The sequence below is a fragment of the Seonamhaeicola sp. S2-3 genome, assembly GCF_001971785.1.
Lineage (GTDB): Bacteria > Bacteroidota > Bacteroidia > Flavobacteriales > Flavobacteriaceae > Seonamhaeicola.
The window spans coordinates 2,180,074-2,198,661 of sequence record NZ_CP019389.1 but is presented as its reverse complement, the minus strand read 5'-3'; the positions used below and the strand labels follow the sequence as shown (position 1 = coordinate 2,198,661).

Genomic DNA, 18,588 nt, shown 5'->3' with positions numbered 1-18,588 from the left:
ATGAATAAGGTTTGTATTTACATATTATTAATAAATCTTGCGTTTTCTTGTAAAACGAATACAGATAAAAAGGAAAACACCAAACCTTTGGTTGATTATGTGAATCCGTTTATTGGTACCGATGGCCCAGGAAATACGTATCCCGGTGTAAGCGAACCCTTTGGCATGGTACAGTTAAGCCCAGACATAGGTATTTCTGGTTGGGATAGAATCGCTGGGTATTTTTACCAAGATTCCATTATTACTGGGTTTTCTCACACGCATTTATCGGGTACTGGAGCAGGTGATTTATACGATATTCTGGTTATGCCAACCAATAGCAGATTCAATAAGCGTATAGAAGCCAATAACTTCAAACCCTATTCATCGTACAGTCATGAAAAAGAAAAAGCATTCCCTGGATATTATGCAGTCGATTTGTTGGATTATGGCATAAAAGCAGAATTAACGGCCACAAAACGAGTAGGCATTCATCGGTACACCTTTCCTAAAGATGGCAATAGCCAAATACATATTGATTTAGGCTATGCTTTTAATTGGGATAAACCCACAGAAACGTATATTGAAAAAGTAAATGATACCACCATACAAGGCTACCGTATGTCCACAGGTTGGGCAAGAAACCAAAAAGTGTATTTTCAAATGCAGTTTTCAAAACCTTTTGATACGCACCACTACTATAAAAACGATACGCTAAAAATTTACCCAATAAAAGGCAATACCAAAATGGTATTAAAATATCAAACCCTAGAAAATGACCAAATCATCATCAAAACAGGATTGTCTTCTACAAGTTGTGAGGCTGCAGCCTATGCTATAAAAATGGAAACTACTGGCTTTGATTTTGATTATCAACAGGAAAAAACCACATTAGTCTGGGAAAATGAATTAAAAAAAATAGTTATAGAAACACCCGATGAAGACAAAAAGAGCATATTCTACACTATGATGTACCAAAATATGCTTACCCCAAATTTGTTTAGCGACTATGGAGGAACTTACAAAACCGCTAATAATGAAAATGGACAGTTAAAACCAGGTATCAACCCCATTTCTAAAGCTGAAGGGTTTAATAGATACGATACGTTTTCCTTATGGGACACTTTTAGAGGAGCACATCCATTGCATACCATTTTACAACCAAAATTGGTACCGTATTTTATAAAATCGTTATTGGCACATTATAAAGAAACAGGAGAATTGCCCGTATGGTCTATGCAAGGTAGTGAAACCAATATGATGATTGGTTATCACGCAGTTCCTGTAATTGTCGATGCCTATTTTAAAGGATTTGATTTTGACGCACAACTCGCTTACCAAGCCTGTAAAGAAAGTGCTATGGCAAACGATAGGCAAATAGATGTTTACAGGAAGAAAGGCTATATACCAGTTGATAAACACCATGAAAACTGGTCGGTTTCTAAAACTATGGAATATGCTTACGACGATTGGTGTATTGCCATGTTCGCACAATCATTAGGTAAACTTGAAGATTACAACTATTTCTTAGAACGTTCTAAAAATTGGCAAAATCTACATAACGCAACCAACTCTTGGATGCAACCTAAAGATGAAAAGGGCAATTTTATCACACCTTTTGTTCCCAAGGAATACAGTCCCTACTTTTGCGAAAGCAATGCGTGGCATTATTACTGGTTTGTACCCCATGATGTAGAAACTTTAATTGCAAAAACAGGTGGCAAAGAACGTTTTGAACAAAAACTAGACTCTATGTTCACTTATCATCCCAAACCGACCGATAAATTACCTCTGTTCAGTACGGGAATGATAGGTCAATATGCACATGGCAACGAACCCAGTCATCATGTAGCCTATTTGTATAATTTTATAGATAAGCCCTCCAAAGCGCAGAAATATATACGTCAAATTTTAGAAACGCAATACAAAAATGAACCGAATGGACATTGTGGCAATGAAGATTGCGGACAAATGTCGGCATGGTATATCTTCAACGCTTTAGGATTTTATCCCGTTAATCCAGCTCAAAATGCTTATGCCTTGGGGGCGCCACTTTTTAATTCGGCAACCATTACGCTATCAGATAATAAACAGTTTAAGGTTGTTGTAAAAAACAATTCAAAAGATAATGTTTATGTTAAATCGGTTTGGCTTAATGGAGAAATTCTAAACAGAGATTACATTACCCATAAGGAGATTTTGGCAGGCGGTACACTTAAATTTGAAATGAGCAATACTCCTAATTTAAATAAAATCACAAATAAGCTAAATTCAGCCAAAGTTTATGGCAATTTCCCTTGATAATGCATTAAAATCTCATGTACCAAAAAATACCTTATAAGTATTTTTTACTAAATAAAAATTAAACATGCAATTTTTAAAAAAAACACTAATTATTAGCACGATTTTTAGCTCTATAGGGTGTCAAAACTCTAGTTCTAAAGAAACGGTTAAACATGAAATAATAAAACCTGTTGTTATCTCTACATGGAACCACGGCTTGGTAGCAAACGAAGCTACATGGGCACTATTGGTAAATGGCGAAAATGCTCTAGATGCTGTTGAAGCTGGCGTAAAAACAGCAGAAGCAAACCCAGAAGTTCAAACTGTGGGTTTAGGAGGTTTTCCTGATAGAGAAGGAAACGTAACTCTAGATGCCTGTATTATGGACCATAATAATAATTGTGGTTCTGTAGCATTTCTTCAGCATATAAAACATCCCATCTCTGTGGCGAGAATGGTAATGGAAAAAACACCTCATGTTATGTTGGTTGGAGAAGGTGCGCTACAATTTGCTTTAGAACAAGGATTTAAAAAAGAAAATTTATTAACAGAAAAATCTAAGAAAGCTTATGAAGCATGGTTAGAAAATTCTCAATACAAACCCACAATTAATATAGAAAATCATGACACTATTAGTATGCTGGCATTGGATGAAAATGGCAACCTTTCAGGAGCTTGTACAACAAGTGGTGCAGCTTGGAAAATGCACGGACGCGTAGGAGATTCTCCAATAATTGGAGCTGGTCTATTTTTAGATAACGAAGTGGGTGCTGCCGCTGCTACAGGTATGGGAGAAGCTATGATGAAAACTGCCGGAAGTGCTATGGTAGTAGAATTAATGCGTCATGGAAAATCGCCAGAAGACGCCTGTAAAGAAGTTGTAAAACGCATATATAAAATCTATCAAAACGCTCCAGATTTAGAATGGTTGCAAGTAGGGTTTATAGCTTTAAATAAAAATGGAGAATATGGCTCGTATTGTTTAAGACCCGGTTTTAATTACGCTGTACAAACCAAATCAATTAAAAATCAATTAATAAACGGTAAATACTTTTTACCTTAGAGTTAAAAAAATAAAGAAATATGTTACGGTTTAAATTACTTAAAAATCTTATACTAGTACTATTTATAACTTTAACTGCTTGTAAAAATGATCCAAAAAAAGATGTAGAGCAAAAGACTGAAAATACATCAAAAGATTTTACTCAATTTGTCAACCCATTTATTGGGACTTCAAACTTTGGTACAACTAACCCTGGTTCCGTTGCAGTGAGAGGAATGGCAAACGTATCACCTTTTAATGTGGCTGGTCCGCAAAATTTGCCATTAGAAAAAGACAGCCGTTGGTTATCCACACCTTATGTACACGAAAATACCTTTTTAACAGGGTTTAGCCATGTCAATCTCAGTGGTGTGGGTTGTCCAGATTTGGGTGTTATTTTAGCAATGCCAACCACAGGAAATTTAGAAACCAATCACTTAAATTATGGGTCTACATATTCAAAAGAGTCGGCCTCAGTCGGGTATTATACCAATACACTAGACAAATACAATATTAAGGTTGAAACTACTGCAACCACACGAGTTGGTGTGAGCAAATATCACTTTCCCGCAGGAAATGCCAATATCCTTTTAAATTTAGGTTTAGGCTTAACTAACGAAGAAGGTGCCATGGTAAAAGTAGTTTCTCCTTATGAAATTGAGGGTATGCGCTCTGTGGGTAGTTTTTGTTATTACAAACCCGAAGAAGCATATCCCATTTACTTTGTGGCACGTTTTTCAAAACCAGCAGATACTTTTGGTGTATGGAAAACCCCTAGAAGTTATGATGGCGTAGAAGGCAAATGGATGGGGTATAACGGAAAGAATCGTTTAAAAGAAAATTATACCAAAGAAGTCGTTGGCGATAGTATTGGGGCATATATGCGTTACAATTTTAAAACTCCTACAGTGGTAGAAATGAAAGTTGGTGTGTCTTATGTCAGTATCGAAAACGCCAGAGAAAATCTAGAGAAAGAAACAGCAAATAAAACGTTTGATGCTGTTTTAGCTAACACCAAAAATGATTGGAATCAACATTTATCCAGAATTGAAATTGAAGGCGGTACTAAGGATGACAAAACTATTTTTTATACTGCTTTGTATCATACATTAATTCATCCTAATACTTTAAATGACAGTAATGGCGAATACCCCAAAATGAGAACAAGAGAAACTTTAAAAACCGATGGCACACGCTATACTACCTTTTCTTTTTGGGATACCTATAGGAATCTACACCAGTTAATGAGTTTGGTATATCCCGAACAGCAATCCAACATGATAAAAAGCATGTTGCAGATTTACGATGAATCAGGATGGTTACCTAAATGGGAACTTAATGCTACCGAAACCACCACCATGGTTGGCGACCCCGCAGGAATTATAATTGCTGATACGTACCTAAAAGGCATTACCGATTTTAATATTGAAAAAGCATACGAAGCTATGAAAAAGAGTGCTACTCAAATTGAAAATAATGCTTTAAGGCCTGGACTAAAAGATTATATTGAAAAAGGGTATTTAACAACTAATACTACACATAGTGGCTCTGTTTCTACTACTCAAGAATATAATATTTCAGATTTTGCCATTGCACAATTAGCTAAAGCCCTAGGTAAACAAGAAGATTACAAGTTATTTTCTAAAAGAGCCTTATCTTACAGAAAGCTATATAACGACGAGTTTAAATTGTTAAGACCAAAAAATGAAGATGGCAGCTGGTTAACACCCTATAACCCAGAACATGGAGCTAATTTTGTTGAAAACGTTGGTTTTATAGAAGGTAATGCATGGCAATATACCTTTATGGTATCGCATGACACAAAGGGTTTAATTAACCTCATGGGAGGCGAACATAAGTTTGCAACCCAGCTGGAAAATGTATTTACAAAAAAACACTTTGATATGGCCAATGAGCCCGATATAGGGTATCCATATCTATTCAAATACATTAAAGGACAAGAGTACAAAACAGATGCATTGGTACAAGAACTTCTAAATACATATTTTAAAAACACACCAGATGGATTACCAGGAAATGATGATACAGGTACCATGAGTGCATGGGCAGTATTTTCTATGATGGGAATTTACCCCGTAACTCCCAGTGAACCTAGCTATGTTATTTTCCCTTCAACATTTGATAAGGTTACCATTCATTTAAACAACATGTATTATCAGAATTCTAAACTTATTCTATCAAAAGAACAATCTAGAGGTAGAAATCAAGTATTTGTAAATGGCAATACATACAATCATCATTTTATTTCACATGACAAATTAACGAAATCTAACTAATTATAAAACATAAACCCCAAAATCTATAATTGGGGTATATTTTTCTTCGTACACATCTGTATAGCTCTAAGCACTGTTTTATTCTATAGGTTTATTGTTTGCATAATTTTCTAGCATTTGTATTGCTTTGTAAAGCACACCTGCAGAACCACGGAATGTCCCAGACCCTTCAGGTGTATTTTTTATAGTATACCATTCGTAAAAGCCAGCATTGTCTTTAACCCGTTTTACCATAGGTTGTAATTGCTGATAAGCTTCTTCTATATATCCATTTTTAATAAGTTGCTGAATCATACGGGCACCAAACCAAGTCCAATCTCCGCCGTTTTGGTAACTGTAAGGAAACATACCTTTATTTTCGAAAGAGCCCTCGGGATAAGCCGGATATAATGTTAAACCAATAGACCCAGCTCCCAATGCGTTCACATTGGTTATCATTTTATCTAGAGATACTTTTATTTGCTCTTTTGAAAGCAATTTTGCTTCTATGGCTATGGCTGTTCCTCCGTGATAGTAAATGTTATTTTCATTGAAATCCTCTGAAAAAGGCGAACCATCTAAATATACATGCGGTATAAACTTTTGGTTTTTATCATCCCATAAATATTTCATGGTATTTTGTGCGATATCCTGCCTTATAGGTTGCCACTTTTGTTTTAAATGTGGCGCCAAAGCCATCATATTATCTAGTGCAACAAGCATCATAGCGTTATCGTAAATATCTATAGCGTATTTGGTGTCGTCGGTAATGTAAACGCCCCAAGGATGGCAGTGCTGCACATCGCCCCAATCTGCCGTAGTAGCACCCCAAATTAGTCCGTATTTATCACTCCAACGGTGGTTTAATAAAAACTCCATAGCCCATTCCATACGCTGTATTATGGTTTTACCGCCTATGGTTTCATTTAAAAATGCAGTATCGCCTGTTTTCTTTACATACTTATAAACAGCTTGAACTAGAGAGGATTCATGGTCGGTTTCAACATCATTTTTTTGACCTGCATAATTGGACTCTAAATCTGTAAAAATATAGGTGTAACCATCTTTGGTTTGTACGGCTTTTTCTTTTGGTATAAATCCATCAACGATGTTGCCATCTTCTCTTTGAAGCCTAAAAAATACACGTAAATTTTCCTTTAGGGCTTCTTTAGGGAATACTTCGGCCGATAGTTCTATAAATGTATTATAATCGCGTATCCAAACCTCGCCATAACTATCTCCAGCATTAAATCCAGTTTTAACTACTTTAAGCGCTTTTTCTTTAGTATAGGCAAAGTATTCATTTGTTTTAATTTGTTCTTTTAGTACTGTGTTTTCTTTTTTAGTATTTGCACAATTACAAATAAGTACAGATAATACTATTAACTTTAAATATTTCATATATCATTAAATTTATTTTAGTATTGAATTTAGTAACTACATTTTTTGTAAAACAGGAAGTATAGTGTTATACAGTTGGTCATCTATTAATACGGCACTCCCCATGAATGCCGATTTTTCCTTTAAATCTGACACTACAATTTCTACACTTATACCCTCACCTTTAAAGTAAGACTGCATAGTCTCTCCAAATAAAAAGTAAGCTCTAGAAATATTACCTCCTAAAACTATTATATCAATATTTGATTTTTTTATCCATGGAGTTAGGAAAACCCCCATTTTAGTACCAAAATCAATAAACAGTTCTTTGGCGTAAGGGTTTGTTGTGCACAACCCTACAATCTCTTTTACACCAACACATTTATGCCCTGTTTTTTGTTTAAATCTGTTAATTAAACCACGAGTAGAAAAATAATCGTCTGCCAATTCATTTTCAAATGGCACATGCCATAAGCATCCATCTTGCGGTACCTCTTCTCCTTCTGAAACAGGCACTCCGTTTTTTATAAAAGCAGAGCCAAAACCTGTGCCTAAGGTTACAGACAACATAGATTTGTAGGTTTTAGCCTTACCAAATTTAGCTTCTCCAAGAGCGAATGCTGTGGCATCATTTATAAACCTAATTTCAATTGGATGGGATAGATTCAAAAATTCCAATAGTCGTTCCCTAACATTCATACCGTAAGTATGTTCATATTTGCCATTTTGCCCCGTAAAGCAAGAAATGCCGTTTACATAATCAAAAGGCCCAGGCATTGCAAAACCAATACCTGCTACATATTTTGAACCAATTTTATCAATAGATTTTTTAATAACATTGCCCCATGATTTGATAACTTCATTTATAGAACCATGGCTATTCACATGACTTTCTGCATAACTATCTAACAGTAATTGCCTACTTTCTAAATTGAATCCCATACAACTTATATGACTTCCTCCAACGTCAACTCCTATTGCTATATTTTTCATTCTAACTTTATTATAATATCTTTAAAAAAAATGTTTTAAGCGCTTATTTTTTATTTTGTCTTTAAAAGAATAAATCGTGTTTCAAAATGTTCCACTAAAAAAGGTGCGGTTAATTTCTTAATTATTTCTCCTAAACTGTTTACTAGGTAAACCTCGTTTATTCCTGGGTTTTCAAGAATTTTATTGATATCTAAAATAGCGTGATCTCCTTCTGTTTCACGTAAATGTAAAATAACGCCATCATTTTCTTCTGTTGGTCTAGAATGCACTAATAATAAATTATCTACCAGTTCAAGGTTTATTAACGATGCTGTAACCTGCTGGTGTTTAGATTTTTGTCTTCCGCTATTTGCTTTGGTAACAAAAGGTACGCGGTTGCCCCAGCCAAATTTAGTTGCAAACGTGTTCGATTTATCTTTAGAAGATGTTATGTGGTATTTCCAGTTTAATTCTCCAAACTGACTAGCCCTAAAGTTAGTTACCCAATAATTGTTAAGTACCCAAGAGTAAATATGACCTTTATTTTTTACTGGATTTTTATAATAGTACCTACCCGTATTAATACCGCCAAACTGCACCAAGGGTGTGTCTTCACTGCAAAATACTACTTGCGAATTGTTTGATTTTACAGAAGCATAATTTTGAATAGTATTCCAGTCTGAAGATGAGCCGGCCAATTGGTCTATACCAGGGCGAACTGGCCCTCCTTGGGCTTCAAAAACCAATTGCGCATTTTCATTTGCAAACGGAAACGCAACATATAAACCTTCTGGTTCAATGATATCAAGTTTTTTCATGTTGTACAGAAACTCAATCTCTTTTTTATGATGGTGCAGTCGAATTTCTAAAGTGATGCCGGAGGATTCTTCGGCACATTCTGGAAGTTGTGCTTTGCATATAATAGATTTCCAGATGTTACCATCTGTGATTTTTTCAATTTTGAAGCTCGAAAACTTGTAGTGTTTTTCATTTAGCGGTTTAAAAACAGTGTCTCTTCTTGTGGCTGTTAATCGCTCTAGGTCTCTTCTATTTTTAATTCTTTCGTAAACCATAGAACCAAAAGTGTGTTTGCTTTGCGTATCGAGGAGTTCTTTATGTAAGGCCTTATCATAAATGCTAATAATGCCTTTTTTAACTTCGTCAATTTGAATCTTATAAAAAGAATTTTCAACGGTGGTTGTTACAGGTAATTTTAAATCTTTTGAAGTTGCTTTTTCATCAGCTACTTGAATTGTATATGTAGCATATCCCAATGGAGGCACATCTTTAACCCAAAGTGCCCAGTATGTACCTTCTGAACGCTGCCCAATAATCTGTGTGGGTATTTCGTTGCCTTTACTGTCAATAATGCTTGTTTTCTTATCTAGTGGTAAGATGTCGTAATCTATAAAGACTTCGGCTATACCACTTCTAGACCAATTTAAGGTATTGAAAACTGTTACTGATGGTGCTTTGGGGATTTTTACATGGGGTTGAATTAACCCAATAGCTTTTTCTCTTAATAAATTTGATTGTTGATTGGCAGACCATATATAAGAGGATTTTTGGCTCCATTGGTCCATCGTGTTTTTATTATAAGGGTCTCTAATGCTCTCTGCTGCCCCGAAGGTATGCTCACTATAAAGTAATAAGTTATCATAACAGTTTTTTACCTCATCATGTATTTGTTTAGGAATATCCCCTCCTGCAGCTTGTACCATTGATAACAGCCCCATAGTTGCTAGCATTTGTGAATAGCTATTACGTAGCACTTTGGTTTCTTTCATGGCAGAACCAAAACCATCGGTCCACCAATCTGGCCATGATACCTTCTTTGTTTCTATATCATCGGGATGGTTTTTCTCGATGTGCACCATAAATTCACTAGCTAATGCAGATTTTAGCTTTGGCCATTCATAAGTGTCGTTCCACTTTTTAATGATATCGCAGGCTTTTGTTGAAGGTGGAGAATTATCTGTAGTATAACCAGAAAATTGAAAGGCTACTCTATCAAAAGGATAATTTTTTTCTTCAAGTCCATCTAAATATTTAGAGAGGTTATTTCCAAAAACATCCATTTCTCCAGAAACAAGCGCTAGAGCATTTCCGTGCATATAATGTTCACTTCTGTAGGCTAAGAGTCTTTTTCCAGAAGGCGATTCCCACCAAAAGGATGTAGGTTTACTGAAAGGTAATCTAGCCCGATGAGCATGAACCCCCATAGTTAGGTATTTTACTCCCGTATCTTCATACATATCTGGCATACACCAACCAATACCATTTACATCATTTTGCATTGCTGTTGTTACGTCTATACCTTTAGCTTTAAATTTTTTAAGGGCTTGTAGTTGAATAGCCAAAGCGGTTTCGTCTATAGTTTCAGAGTAATTTAAAAACATCCCTGTAACCTCTATTCTTCCTTCTTTTACACGTTGTATAAGGCGTTCTACTTGTTCTTTTGGCCTACTATTAATGTATTCTCTCACGGCCCAAGCTACTTCACAAGTCCAACGAAATTGTGCTTCTTTTGGATAATGGTCTGTTTGGTCACAATAATCCAAGGCGTCATCAATATATCTAAGATGTTCTGCTAAAATTTCAGATTGTTGACGGGTGTAACCAATGTCGGTATGACTGTGTTGTACCAAATAAATTGTCCATTCTTTAATTGGGTTCAATGCAACAGAAATTTGTTCTTTGCTATTTCCATATTCAATTTCTGCCTCAATCGTTTTTGGTTTTTCAACTTTTGGAATTAAAAAATCTATTTCATTTAAACCTGTGTTTAGTTTTACTTTTTTCAATTCACCTTCAACCAAAACGTTGGCATTAATAGGTTTTCCTAAATGCACCAAACTAAAGCGAATGACACTAAAAAGCTTATCAGCTTCCTTTTTTATAACCTTCAATTGATGTGCATTAAAGTTATTTTTAGGTGAAATTTTATACGTCATATACCAAGCGTTGCTATTGTTGGGTACACCTCCAATTTTCAATTTTACAGGAGCTCCTAGAGTTACTATTGATGTCGGCATTGTAAGTACGGCATAGCCCATTTCATCTCTATTTGAATCTACCATAGATTGAATGAAGTTGAGTGACACACCGTTATCACCATGAATGGTTCTGTTCTTTTCCTCTGTGGTACCAGGATTTTTAAAGGTTAATACTTTTTTATCGTTTATTGATAAATCGAAAGCTTCGGGGTTATGAGTAACATCCATTCCATATACCCAAATAAAGGATACAGTCTTGTTTTTGTATGATTTAGGAACAGCTACCGTTTCCCATTCCATGGAACCTACATCTTTGGTTGCCCTTGTTAAATAACAGGGATCATTGTACGAATGAGGGGATGGATATGCAAAGTTAACTCCAGAAATACCTTTAGCATAGCCATTTAGATACTTAGATTGTGCCGAAATATTTAAACTGACGCTTGCCAGTAATATAGCGGATAGAAATTTTAATAGTTTCATAACGTTGTATTGGTATATTGATTAGTTAACCGGTTAAGCAATTTTGAAATAAAAATTAAATGCTTCCACAAGATTGCTTAATATCCAGTTTGGTTTTCATTATTATATTTTTGGTTTCTACAACGTGGTTTTCAATGGCGTCTAATAATAAGTCTACAGCGGTATCTCCCATTTCTATTATAGGAAAATCAACCGATGTTAGTGGAGGGTCGAACAAATCGAATCCTCTATCTTTTCCAAAACTTACTACGGCTACTTCTTTGGGAACATTTATGTTATTTTGCTTTAATAAGCGTAAACCTTCTTCGGCCAAATAGTGTGTAGCAAATACAATACCTTCTACTTTTTCTTTATGTACCAATTCGTATATTGCCACTTTGAGGCTGGCTTCAATATTATCGTAAGTTACATGTTTAACAAGATTCGGGTTATAGTCAATACTTTTATTTTCATGTGCTTGTTTATACCCTTTTAAGCGGTCTTTTATTGAATGGAGTTCTAAAGAAATTGATATATAACCAATACGTGTTTTACCATTATCCATGAGTAGCTCTACGGCTGAAATCACACCATCCTTATCTTCTAATGCTACAACATTGGTTTCTATATCGGTGTATGTTCTACCCACAATCACAAAGGGAAAGTTCCTTTTTTTTAATTTTAAAATATCGTCGTGGTTTTTTTCACTCGATACGATTATAAGACCATCTACCTGCCTATCTAACATAGACTGTATAATTTTCGATTCTCTTTCAGGAGACTCACCTGTGCTACTAAACACCACATTATAGCCCATTTTTTCTGCTTTTTTTTCAATGCGTCGTGCAATTTGGGCAAAAAAGCTGTCTGATATATTGGGCACAATTAAGCCTATCATGTTACTTTTTCCTAAGCTTAGACTTCTTGCTAATTGATTGGGTTTGTAGTTGTGCGCTTGGGCATACTGTTTTATTCTATCTTGTGTTTCCTTGCTAACCCTTTTTTCATCGCCTCTATCGTTCATTACATAAGACACTGTTGTCTTAGACAGATTTAATGCAATTGCGATATCTTTGAGAGAAATACTTTTCAAGTGAATATATTAGTTTAACCGGTTAAGCAAATATATATACTTTTTTATAATAATTGAATTTTTAAGAGGATAAAACTAATTTTAAACGCATTATAACTCTAAAAACCACGACTATAATCATCATGTACCAAAATAGTTAAAACATGTAAAAGTTTAATTTTTTTTTATCAATTCTACCCTATTATTAATGTAGGCTACTAATAGATATTTTAAATTTTATTGAAACCAGGAAGTATTAGTGTTTTTCTTTTATCATCCTAGGTTTATTCTCTATAAATTCAATACGATAATAGTTGTTCTTGTAAAATACGTGGTGTAAGATGCCGTTACCATTAATTGGCCAAGTATCGTAATTTAGAAGCGATGCTTTATGTATTTCTGGATAGAAGCCAAAGAAATTTTTCAGCATGACCTGAGATATCCCTATGCCTGATGAACTTTCTCGGTTATTCCATCCGCGGTCTGCTATACGTACTCTTGCGGTTTTATTTAATTTGTCATCGCCCCACAGTTCTCTTGCTTGTGCCCAACAGCCTTCATAAGTAACGGGTTCTATAGCTCTGTAAAATGATAATGCATCAGTAGTGTAGTCCATATTACTCATGGCATCCATAACTTCTGGAATCCAACCATCAAAACTACCTAAAGGCCCATGGTCTGGCCTGTCTGAATCTTTGGCCGCTATATCTTTTAAAGACTGTGCTCGCATCCATGAATCTGTTCTTAATTCTGTATTAAGAAACCCCATCATTTCATTTCGAATATCCAAACTCACATCGTTAGCTAGATATTTTCCGAAGTAAATAAAATCTAGTACATGACGTACTTCTACTGTTTTATTGTTAGGATATAAGCTATTCCAAACACCTTTTCCTGCGTATAATTTAAGAATACTTTGCGTCATAGCTTTTGCCTGTTTCTCTAGTGTTTTGGCTTTAGCAACATTGTTCTTTTGATAATGTAGCTTTGCGGTTTCTCGCATCATCCATACATAGCCAATATTAAACGATGGTACGATATGTACATAGGTTGGTACGCATTCTAACAAATTTGCTGGGTTAGCACCAAAATCGGCAAGATTGTACAATTCGCTTTCATACCCTTTTTTACCATAATTTGATAGGTTTTGCCAGTTTAGAGCATAAGATTCCAAATGCTCCATAACTGTTTTTGTTCCTATTTTTTCATCTAAAAACTTGTAATCTCCCGTGGTCACTATATACGCACGTATAATTCTGAACAAACACCAATAATTAGCAGAATAGCCATTACCTACGCCTTTGCCTCCAAAATTGTCTTTTCCATAATGCAAATTAGGATTTATTTCTATCCAAGACTTAATGTGCTCTTTCATCATTTCTGGATCTACCACTGCCCAAAGTTCAGACCAAATGGCAATGTCCCAAAAGAAAGTTGTTGTCGCTCCCCATCTAGGGCCTCCTGTTAAATACACACGTTTGTGTTCTGGTAGGTTGGTGTTTAATAAATAAAGAAGCGTTATAGCTCCTGTGTAATAAACTCTTTTTACCTTTTCATCATTGGTTTCTAAAACAGGAAAGCACCCAGAGACAAGACTATTGTTTGGTTTAAATAAATTTTGCCATTTATCTTCCCATTTCGTTTTTACTGATGCAAATGCAGTATCAAAGGTGTTTTGCCAGTTTTGTGTTTGGGTTTTGAGGGTTTCTAAGTTATTATTGTAGGATAAAAAATATTTGATGGTTTTTGATTTTCCTGAGGCTAGTGTTACATTCCATTTGGCTTTCCCTCCACAATTTCTAACGGATAGACTATCGGGTTTGGTAACCAAAGAAAATGCAGAAATTGCTGGAGTGTTTTTATCTTGTATATAAATATTTTGCGCTTCTTTATGTGTACTAAAATGTGGGGAGTTAAGAATAGCGTTGTCCTTAGGCCAATTTGTTTCTTGTTCTGTGTGATTTAAAGTTATGTGCTTTCGCATATCTTCTATGGCTTGGTTACGATGCTCAGACCTTTTTCCGTCCCAGTCTGGGTATGGGTACCACCAATTCCAGTTACCATCTTCATATTGGCTTATATAACCTATCATATCTAAATCTATCTGGACACTTTTCTGCTCGTTGCTTTTGTTTGTGATGTCTATCTCCCACATTATGGCATTATCCTCCACTAGCATTCGTGTGGAGCTGTGTATTTCAAGGCCATTTACAGTAGCTTTTCTTAACGCTTGATAGGGTTGCCAACGAAAGTGTGATGCTTCAGGTGTTATACCGTTAATTTTTAGCGTACCTGTGTGGTGTCCGCCAGAAAATGGAGCAGACACAAACCAACTTATCGATGTTAAGTCTCGATTAAGTAGTGCTTGCCCTCTAAAATTGCGTATAGAAGGCTCTATTGCCATAGTATCTGATGCTATCCATTTCCCTGAAATCTCATCAATTGTTGGAATGTTAGTTGCAACAGATACATTGCTTCTTGCCTGTGTTTCACATGAGATTAAACTCATATTTAAACCTATTAAAATAATTAAAACTACTATAGTTTTTAGGTAGTATTTCATAATTTTCTAGCTAAGTAATTTAGGGTATTTTTCAAGTAGAATTAATATCATCTCCCCAAAATACGTGTTTACCCATGAAAACCAAGGACGAGTAAAATCTTCGGGGTGGTCTGGTAAATACGATTCATGAATAAAACCTGTACCTGCGTTACTTCGTTTTATTTGTTCTACACAGAACATTATTTCTTCTTTGTCATCTGTTGTTAATGCTCTAGAAATTGTACTTAATGGCCAAATACGTTTTGGTGGCTCAAAGTAGTGTGTACTGCCAATGCCCTCGGTAAATTTACCTTTTACAAATTTAGGATTCCACTCACTAAGCAACCATTTTCTGGTATTTTGGTACACGGGGTCGTTTATATCGCAAGCGTCTATGTAAGGTAAAGACATTAAATTTGGTATTGTGGACTCTTCCAACAGTAATTGGCTTCCAAAGCCATCTACTTCAAAAGCATACATTTTGCCAAAAACCTTGTGTTCTATTATGGCATATTCCTTAATGGCGCTGTCTATTTGGTCTGCCATTTTTAAGCAACGCTCTGCATAGGTGGTATTATTTAAAATGGTCTTGAACATTTCGGCTAGGTGCTTTAATTCTACCACGGCCATTAAATTATCTGGCACATAAAATGGGAATACGCAGGCATCGTCTTGACGGTGTGTGGCATGTATCATTCCAATTTTTCTGGTAGGCCTTCCGTAACCATTATTTGCAATAACCTCATTGGCTTGTGTGGTTTCTCGCATAAAGGTGTAAGGCCCAAGATTATCAAAACGTTGTTGTTCTAATAGTGTTTGGTAGATAAGTTTCATGGCGTTTTCCCAATTGGCATCAAAAGGCGCAGTATCTCCTGTGGTTTTCCAATATTTGTAAGCCAACCTGATAACGAAAAGAAGCGAATTGATTTCCCATTTGCGTTCATGCAGTTCGTCCTTCATGTCGGTTAGGTCGTCCTTCCATTGACTAACCTCACTTTTATCTTTTTTAAACGCATTGGCATAAGGGTCTACCAAAACACAGTCTGCCTGCCAGTTTATTAGCCCCACAATCATCTTACGCAATTTTTCATCTTTATTGGCAAAAGGGACGTACGGCCATACTTGGCAGGTAGAATCTCTTAACCACATGGCATTTATATCTCCTGTAATGATATGGCTTAATGGCCTGCCTATTTCTTCTTTATAAAATACAGTAGTATCTAGGGTATTTGGGAAACAATTCTCGAACAACCATGCCAACTCTGGGTCTTTAAGTTGTTTTTTTACTTTTTTTATAACCTCTTCAATAGCTTTACTGGTAAACAGTCTCTCTTTTTTTGGCGGTCTTTTCGATACAAAATCTTTATAGGTTGTTTGCGAAAGAGTAAATTGCGGAGTTAATGCCAGCCCCATGGAGCCCAATGCAGTTTGTTTTGCAAACACCCTTCTATTCATTGTTTTTTTTAATTTTTAAAGCTTCAGCTTTCATTAAATTAATAGCCTTACCCAAAGCGCCTGCGGCACCAAGAAAGGTGTTAGAGCCATGAGGCTGGTGGTCTATTACCGAATACCATTCATAGAACCCTTCGTTTTTGATGACGCGGTCTAAAAATGGATTGATTTCTTGATAGGCCAATTCTAAATGCCCTGTCTTAATCATAGTTTCAATGGTTCTTCCGCCCCACCATGTCCAGTCTGCGGCATTAACATATATATAAGGTTTTGTGTCTTTATTAGCAAAACTCTTGTAAGGGTATGGTGGATAATTAATTATAGCCACGGTCATAGCGCCAGACAAATCTTTTATAGCTAACATTTTTTTGTAGCAGCTTTCTATCTCTTCTTCAGTTAAAAAACCTGCTTGAATTCCGTAAACCGTTCCGCCTAAATAATAGATTTCATCTTCATCAAATCCCGAAAAAGGCGAATCTTCTATATATTTATGAGGAAAGAATTTTTGACGTTTTTCATCCCACAAGTGTTTTCTAACGTTTTTTGTAATAAACTCCTTTTCATTTGTCCAAAATTTATGTTTTTCTTGGTCTTCCTTAATCCATTTTAAATATTCGTTTATGGCTAGCACATAAATGGCATTATCATAGACATCTACACACCAATGTGTATCTTCTGTTGTAAAAACACCCCAAATGGTTTCGGGTTGTACATCGGTCCAATCTATAGTAGTAGCACCTTTTATAAGTCCAAATTTTTCGGAGTACATATTTTCTTTAAGAAAGTTCAAAGCCATTTCACATCTTTCTAAAATGGTTTTCCCATTTTTGTTTAGCTGAAGAATGTCTTTATCGCCTGTAACTTTTATGTATCTTGCTAGTGCCAAAATTAACGACGCTTCTTGGTCGGTTTCTACTGTATTTTTGTGGCCTTTATAATTTGGTGCAGTCTTGGAGTATCTATACTCATAACCTCCATCGTTTTTTAACTCGGTATAACCATCAATGATATTTCCGTCTTCCCCTTGAAAATCAAAAAATAACAACAACCGCTCTTTGATAACTTCTTGAGGATTGACTTCTAAGGCAACTTCAATGAATGTAGCAAAATCTCTCACCCATGTTTCTGCATAATTGCTGCCTGCCTGAAATCGCCCGTCTTTTGGTTTTAAGGTTTTTTTTGCCTTTAACAGAACAGAATCTAAGCGTGTATCGGCTAAAATAGTTTCGGCTAATTCCAATTCTGGGTTGTCTTGTGCTTTATTATTAGTAGAGGTATTGCAAGATGATACAATTAGTAATAACGTGATTAGTACTGAAAATTTAAGCATGTTTAAAAATTTAGTTTTTATCTATTTTATTCAAAGTATCTAGGTAAAGTGGATAATCCACCATCTATTTTAATATCATCTCCATTGATGAAAGCTGCCTCATCAGAGGCTAGGAATACTGCCGTCATTGCTACTTCTTCGGGTTTGCCACAACGTAGCATTGAAGCTTGGTTTATGGAAGCTTTTAAAAATTCTTCGCCTTCGGTTTTAACTCTTTCTGCAAGCATAGGTGTTAAAATAGTGCCTGGGGAAATACTGTTAAACCGAATGTTTTTGTTTCCAAATTGACCTGCCAGTTGGTTCGTCATAGAGAGTAAACCTCCTTTAGCCGCGGCATAGGCCGTCCAATCATCCCAACTTCTATGTGCTTGGGTAGATGATATGTTAATAACACTACCGCATTTGGCGGAAATCATGTGAGGTAAACAGGCCCGAATACTACGAAATGCTCCTTTTAGGTTGATGTTCATTAGGGTATCCCAATCATCATCTGTCATTTTAGTAACTTCTCCTGGTATTGCTACTGCGGCATTGTTTACCAGTATATCTATTTTGCCAAAGGTATTGATACAGGTTTCGGCTAAGGATTGCACAGCCTTGGTGTCGCCTATGTCGCAATGCATATATATTACTGTGCTGTTACCGTTTGCTAGCCGTTCTGCCTCTTTTTTACATTTTTCCTCGTTTATATCTGCCATTAAAATATGGGCACCTTCTTTAACGAAAGCCTCACTAATAGCGAGTCCTATGCCATCTGCGGCACCTGTTATAATAGCTACTTTATCTTTTAATCTGGACATTT

Annotated in this window: 11 protein-coding genes; 3 read left to right on the top strand and 8 right to left on the bottom strand. The window is 35.7% G+C overall.

Features of this window, described 5'->3' with window-relative positions; translation table 11 throughout:
- The 3 genes from BWZ22_RS09905 to BWZ22_RS09895 all read left to right on the top strand — a co-directional run bounded on the left by BWZ22_RS09905 (position 1) and on the right by BWZ22_RS09895 (position 5,601).
- Complete coding sequence (locus BWZ22_RS09905; RefSeq protein ID WP_076699717.1) at positions 1 to 2,280, top strand: GH92 family glycosyl hydrolase; 2,280 nt, start codon at positions 1 to 3, stop codon at positions 2,278 to 2,280.
- A gap of 67 nt (positions 2,281 to 2,347) precedes the next feature.
- Positions 2,348 to 3,325, top strand: coding sequence for an isoaspartyl peptidase/L-asparaginase family protein (locus tag BWZ22_RS09900; protein ID WP_076699715.1), 978 nt, complete (start codon positions 2,348 to 2,350; stop codon positions 3,323 to 3,325).
- Between the two features lie 20 nt (positions 3,326 to 3,345).
- Positions 3,346 to 5,601 (top strand): GH92 family glycosyl hydrolase, encoded by a 2,256-nt coding sequence (locus BWZ22_RS09895; RefSeq protein ID WP_076699714.1) that lies wholly within the window; start codon positions 3,346 to 3,348, stop codon positions 5,599 to 5,601.
- 78 nt (positions 5,602 to 5,679) lie between these two features.
- On the opposite strand, the gene BWZ22_RS09890 is transcribed toward BWZ22_RS09895, so the two are convergent.
- From BWZ22_RS09890 to BWZ22_RS09855, 8 genes are all read right to left on the bottom strand, one after another.
- Positions 5,680 to 6,981, bottom strand: a complete 1,302-nt coding sequence (locus tag BWZ22_RS09890; protein ID WP_076699712.1) for a GH36-type glycosyl hydrolase domain-containing protein — start codon at positions 6,979 to 6,981, stop codon at positions 5,680 to 5,682.
- Between the two features lie 36 nt (positions 6,982 to 7,017).
- Complete coding sequence (locus BWZ22_RS09885; protein WP_076699711.1) at positions 7,018 to 7,953, bottom strand: ROK family protein; 936 nt, start codon at positions 7,951 to 7,953, stop codon at positions 7,018 to 7,020.
- Positions 7,954 to 8,003: 50 nt separating this feature from the next.
- A complete protein-coding gene (locus tag BWZ22_RS09880) occupies positions 8,004 to 11,411 on the bottom strand; it encodes a glycoside hydrolase family 38 C-terminal domain-containing protein (RefSeq protein ID WP_076699709.1) in 3,408 nt (1,135 codons plus the stop codon).
- A 55-nt stretch (positions 11,412 to 11,466) separates the two neighbouring features.
- A complete protein-coding gene (locus tag BWZ22_RS09875) occupies positions 11,467 to 12,483 on the bottom strand; it encodes a LacI family DNA-binding transcriptional regulator (RefSeq protein WP_076699708.1) in 1,017 nt (338 codons plus the stop codon).
- 235 nt (positions 12,484 to 12,718) lie between these two features.
- Positions 12,719 to 15,025 carry a hypothetical protein gene (locus tag BWZ22_RS09870; protein WP_076699706.1) on the bottom strand — a complete coding sequence of 769 codons (2,307 nt, stop codon included), beginning with the start codon at positions 15,023 to 15,025 and terminating at the stop codon, positions 12,719 to 12,721.
- A 6-nt stretch (positions 15,026 to 15,031) separates the two neighbouring features.
- Complete coding sequence (locus BWZ22_RS09865) at positions 15,032 to 16,459, bottom strand: glycoside hydrolase family 125 protein (RefSeq protein ID WP_076699705.1); 1,428 nt, start codon at positions 16,457 to 16,459, stop codon at positions 15,032 to 15,034.
- A complete protein-coding gene (locus BWZ22_RS09860; RefSeq protein WP_076699703.1) occupies positions 16,452 to 17,786 on the bottom strand; it encodes a hypothetical protein in 1,335 nt (444 codons plus the stop codon). The genes BWZ22_RS09865 and BWZ22_RS09860 overlap by 8 nt, the downstream gene beginning before the upstream one ends.
- A gap of 26 nt (positions 17,787 to 17,812) precedes the next feature.
- A complete protein-coding gene (locus BWZ22_RS09855; RefSeq protein ID WP_076699702.1) occupies positions 17,813 to 18,586 on the bottom strand; it encodes an SDR family NAD(P)-dependent oxidoreductase in 774 nt (257 codons plus the stop codon).
- Between the last annotated feature and the right edge of the window lie 2 nt (positions 18,587 to 18,588).

Coding starts and splice junctions, on each gene's coding strand:
- BWZ22_RS09905 (WP_076699717.1), top strand. CDS start 1: ATGAATAAGGTTTGTATTTACATATTATTAATAAATCTTGCGTTTTCT.
- BWZ22_RS09900 (WP_076699715.1), top strand. CDS start 2,348: ATGCAATTTTTAAAAAAAACACTAATTATTAGCACGATTTTTAGCTCT.
- BWZ22_RS09895 (WP_076699714.1), top strand. CDS start 3,346: ATGTTACGGTTTAAATTACTTAAAAATCTTATACTAGTACTATTTATA.
- BWZ22_RS09890 (WP_076699712.1), bottom strand. CDS start 6,981: ATGAAATATTTAAAGTTAATAGTATTATCTGTACTTATTTGTAATTGT.
- BWZ22_RS09885 (WP_076699711.1), bottom strand. CDS start 7,953: ATGAAAAATATAGCAATAGGAGTTGACGTTGGAGGAAGTCATATAAGT.
- BWZ22_RS09880 (WP_076699709.1), bottom strand. CDS start 11,411: ATGAAACTATTAAAATTTCTATCCGCTATATTACTGGCAAGCGTCAGT.
- BWZ22_RS09870 (WP_076699706.1), bottom strand. CDS start 15,025: ATGAAATACTACCTAAAAACTATAGTAGTTTTAATTATTTTAATAGGT.
- BWZ22_RS09865 (WP_076699705.1), bottom strand. CDS start 16,459: ATGAATAGAAGGGTGTTTGCAAAACAAACTGCATTGGGCTCCATGGGG.
- BWZ22_RS09860 (WP_076699703.1), bottom strand. CDS start 17,786: ATGCTTAAATTTTCAGTACTAATCACGTTATTACTAATTGTATCATCT.
- BWZ22_RS09855 (WP_076699702.1), bottom strand. CDS start 18,586: ATGTCCAGATTAAAAGATAAAGTAGCTATTATAACAGGTGCCGCAGAT.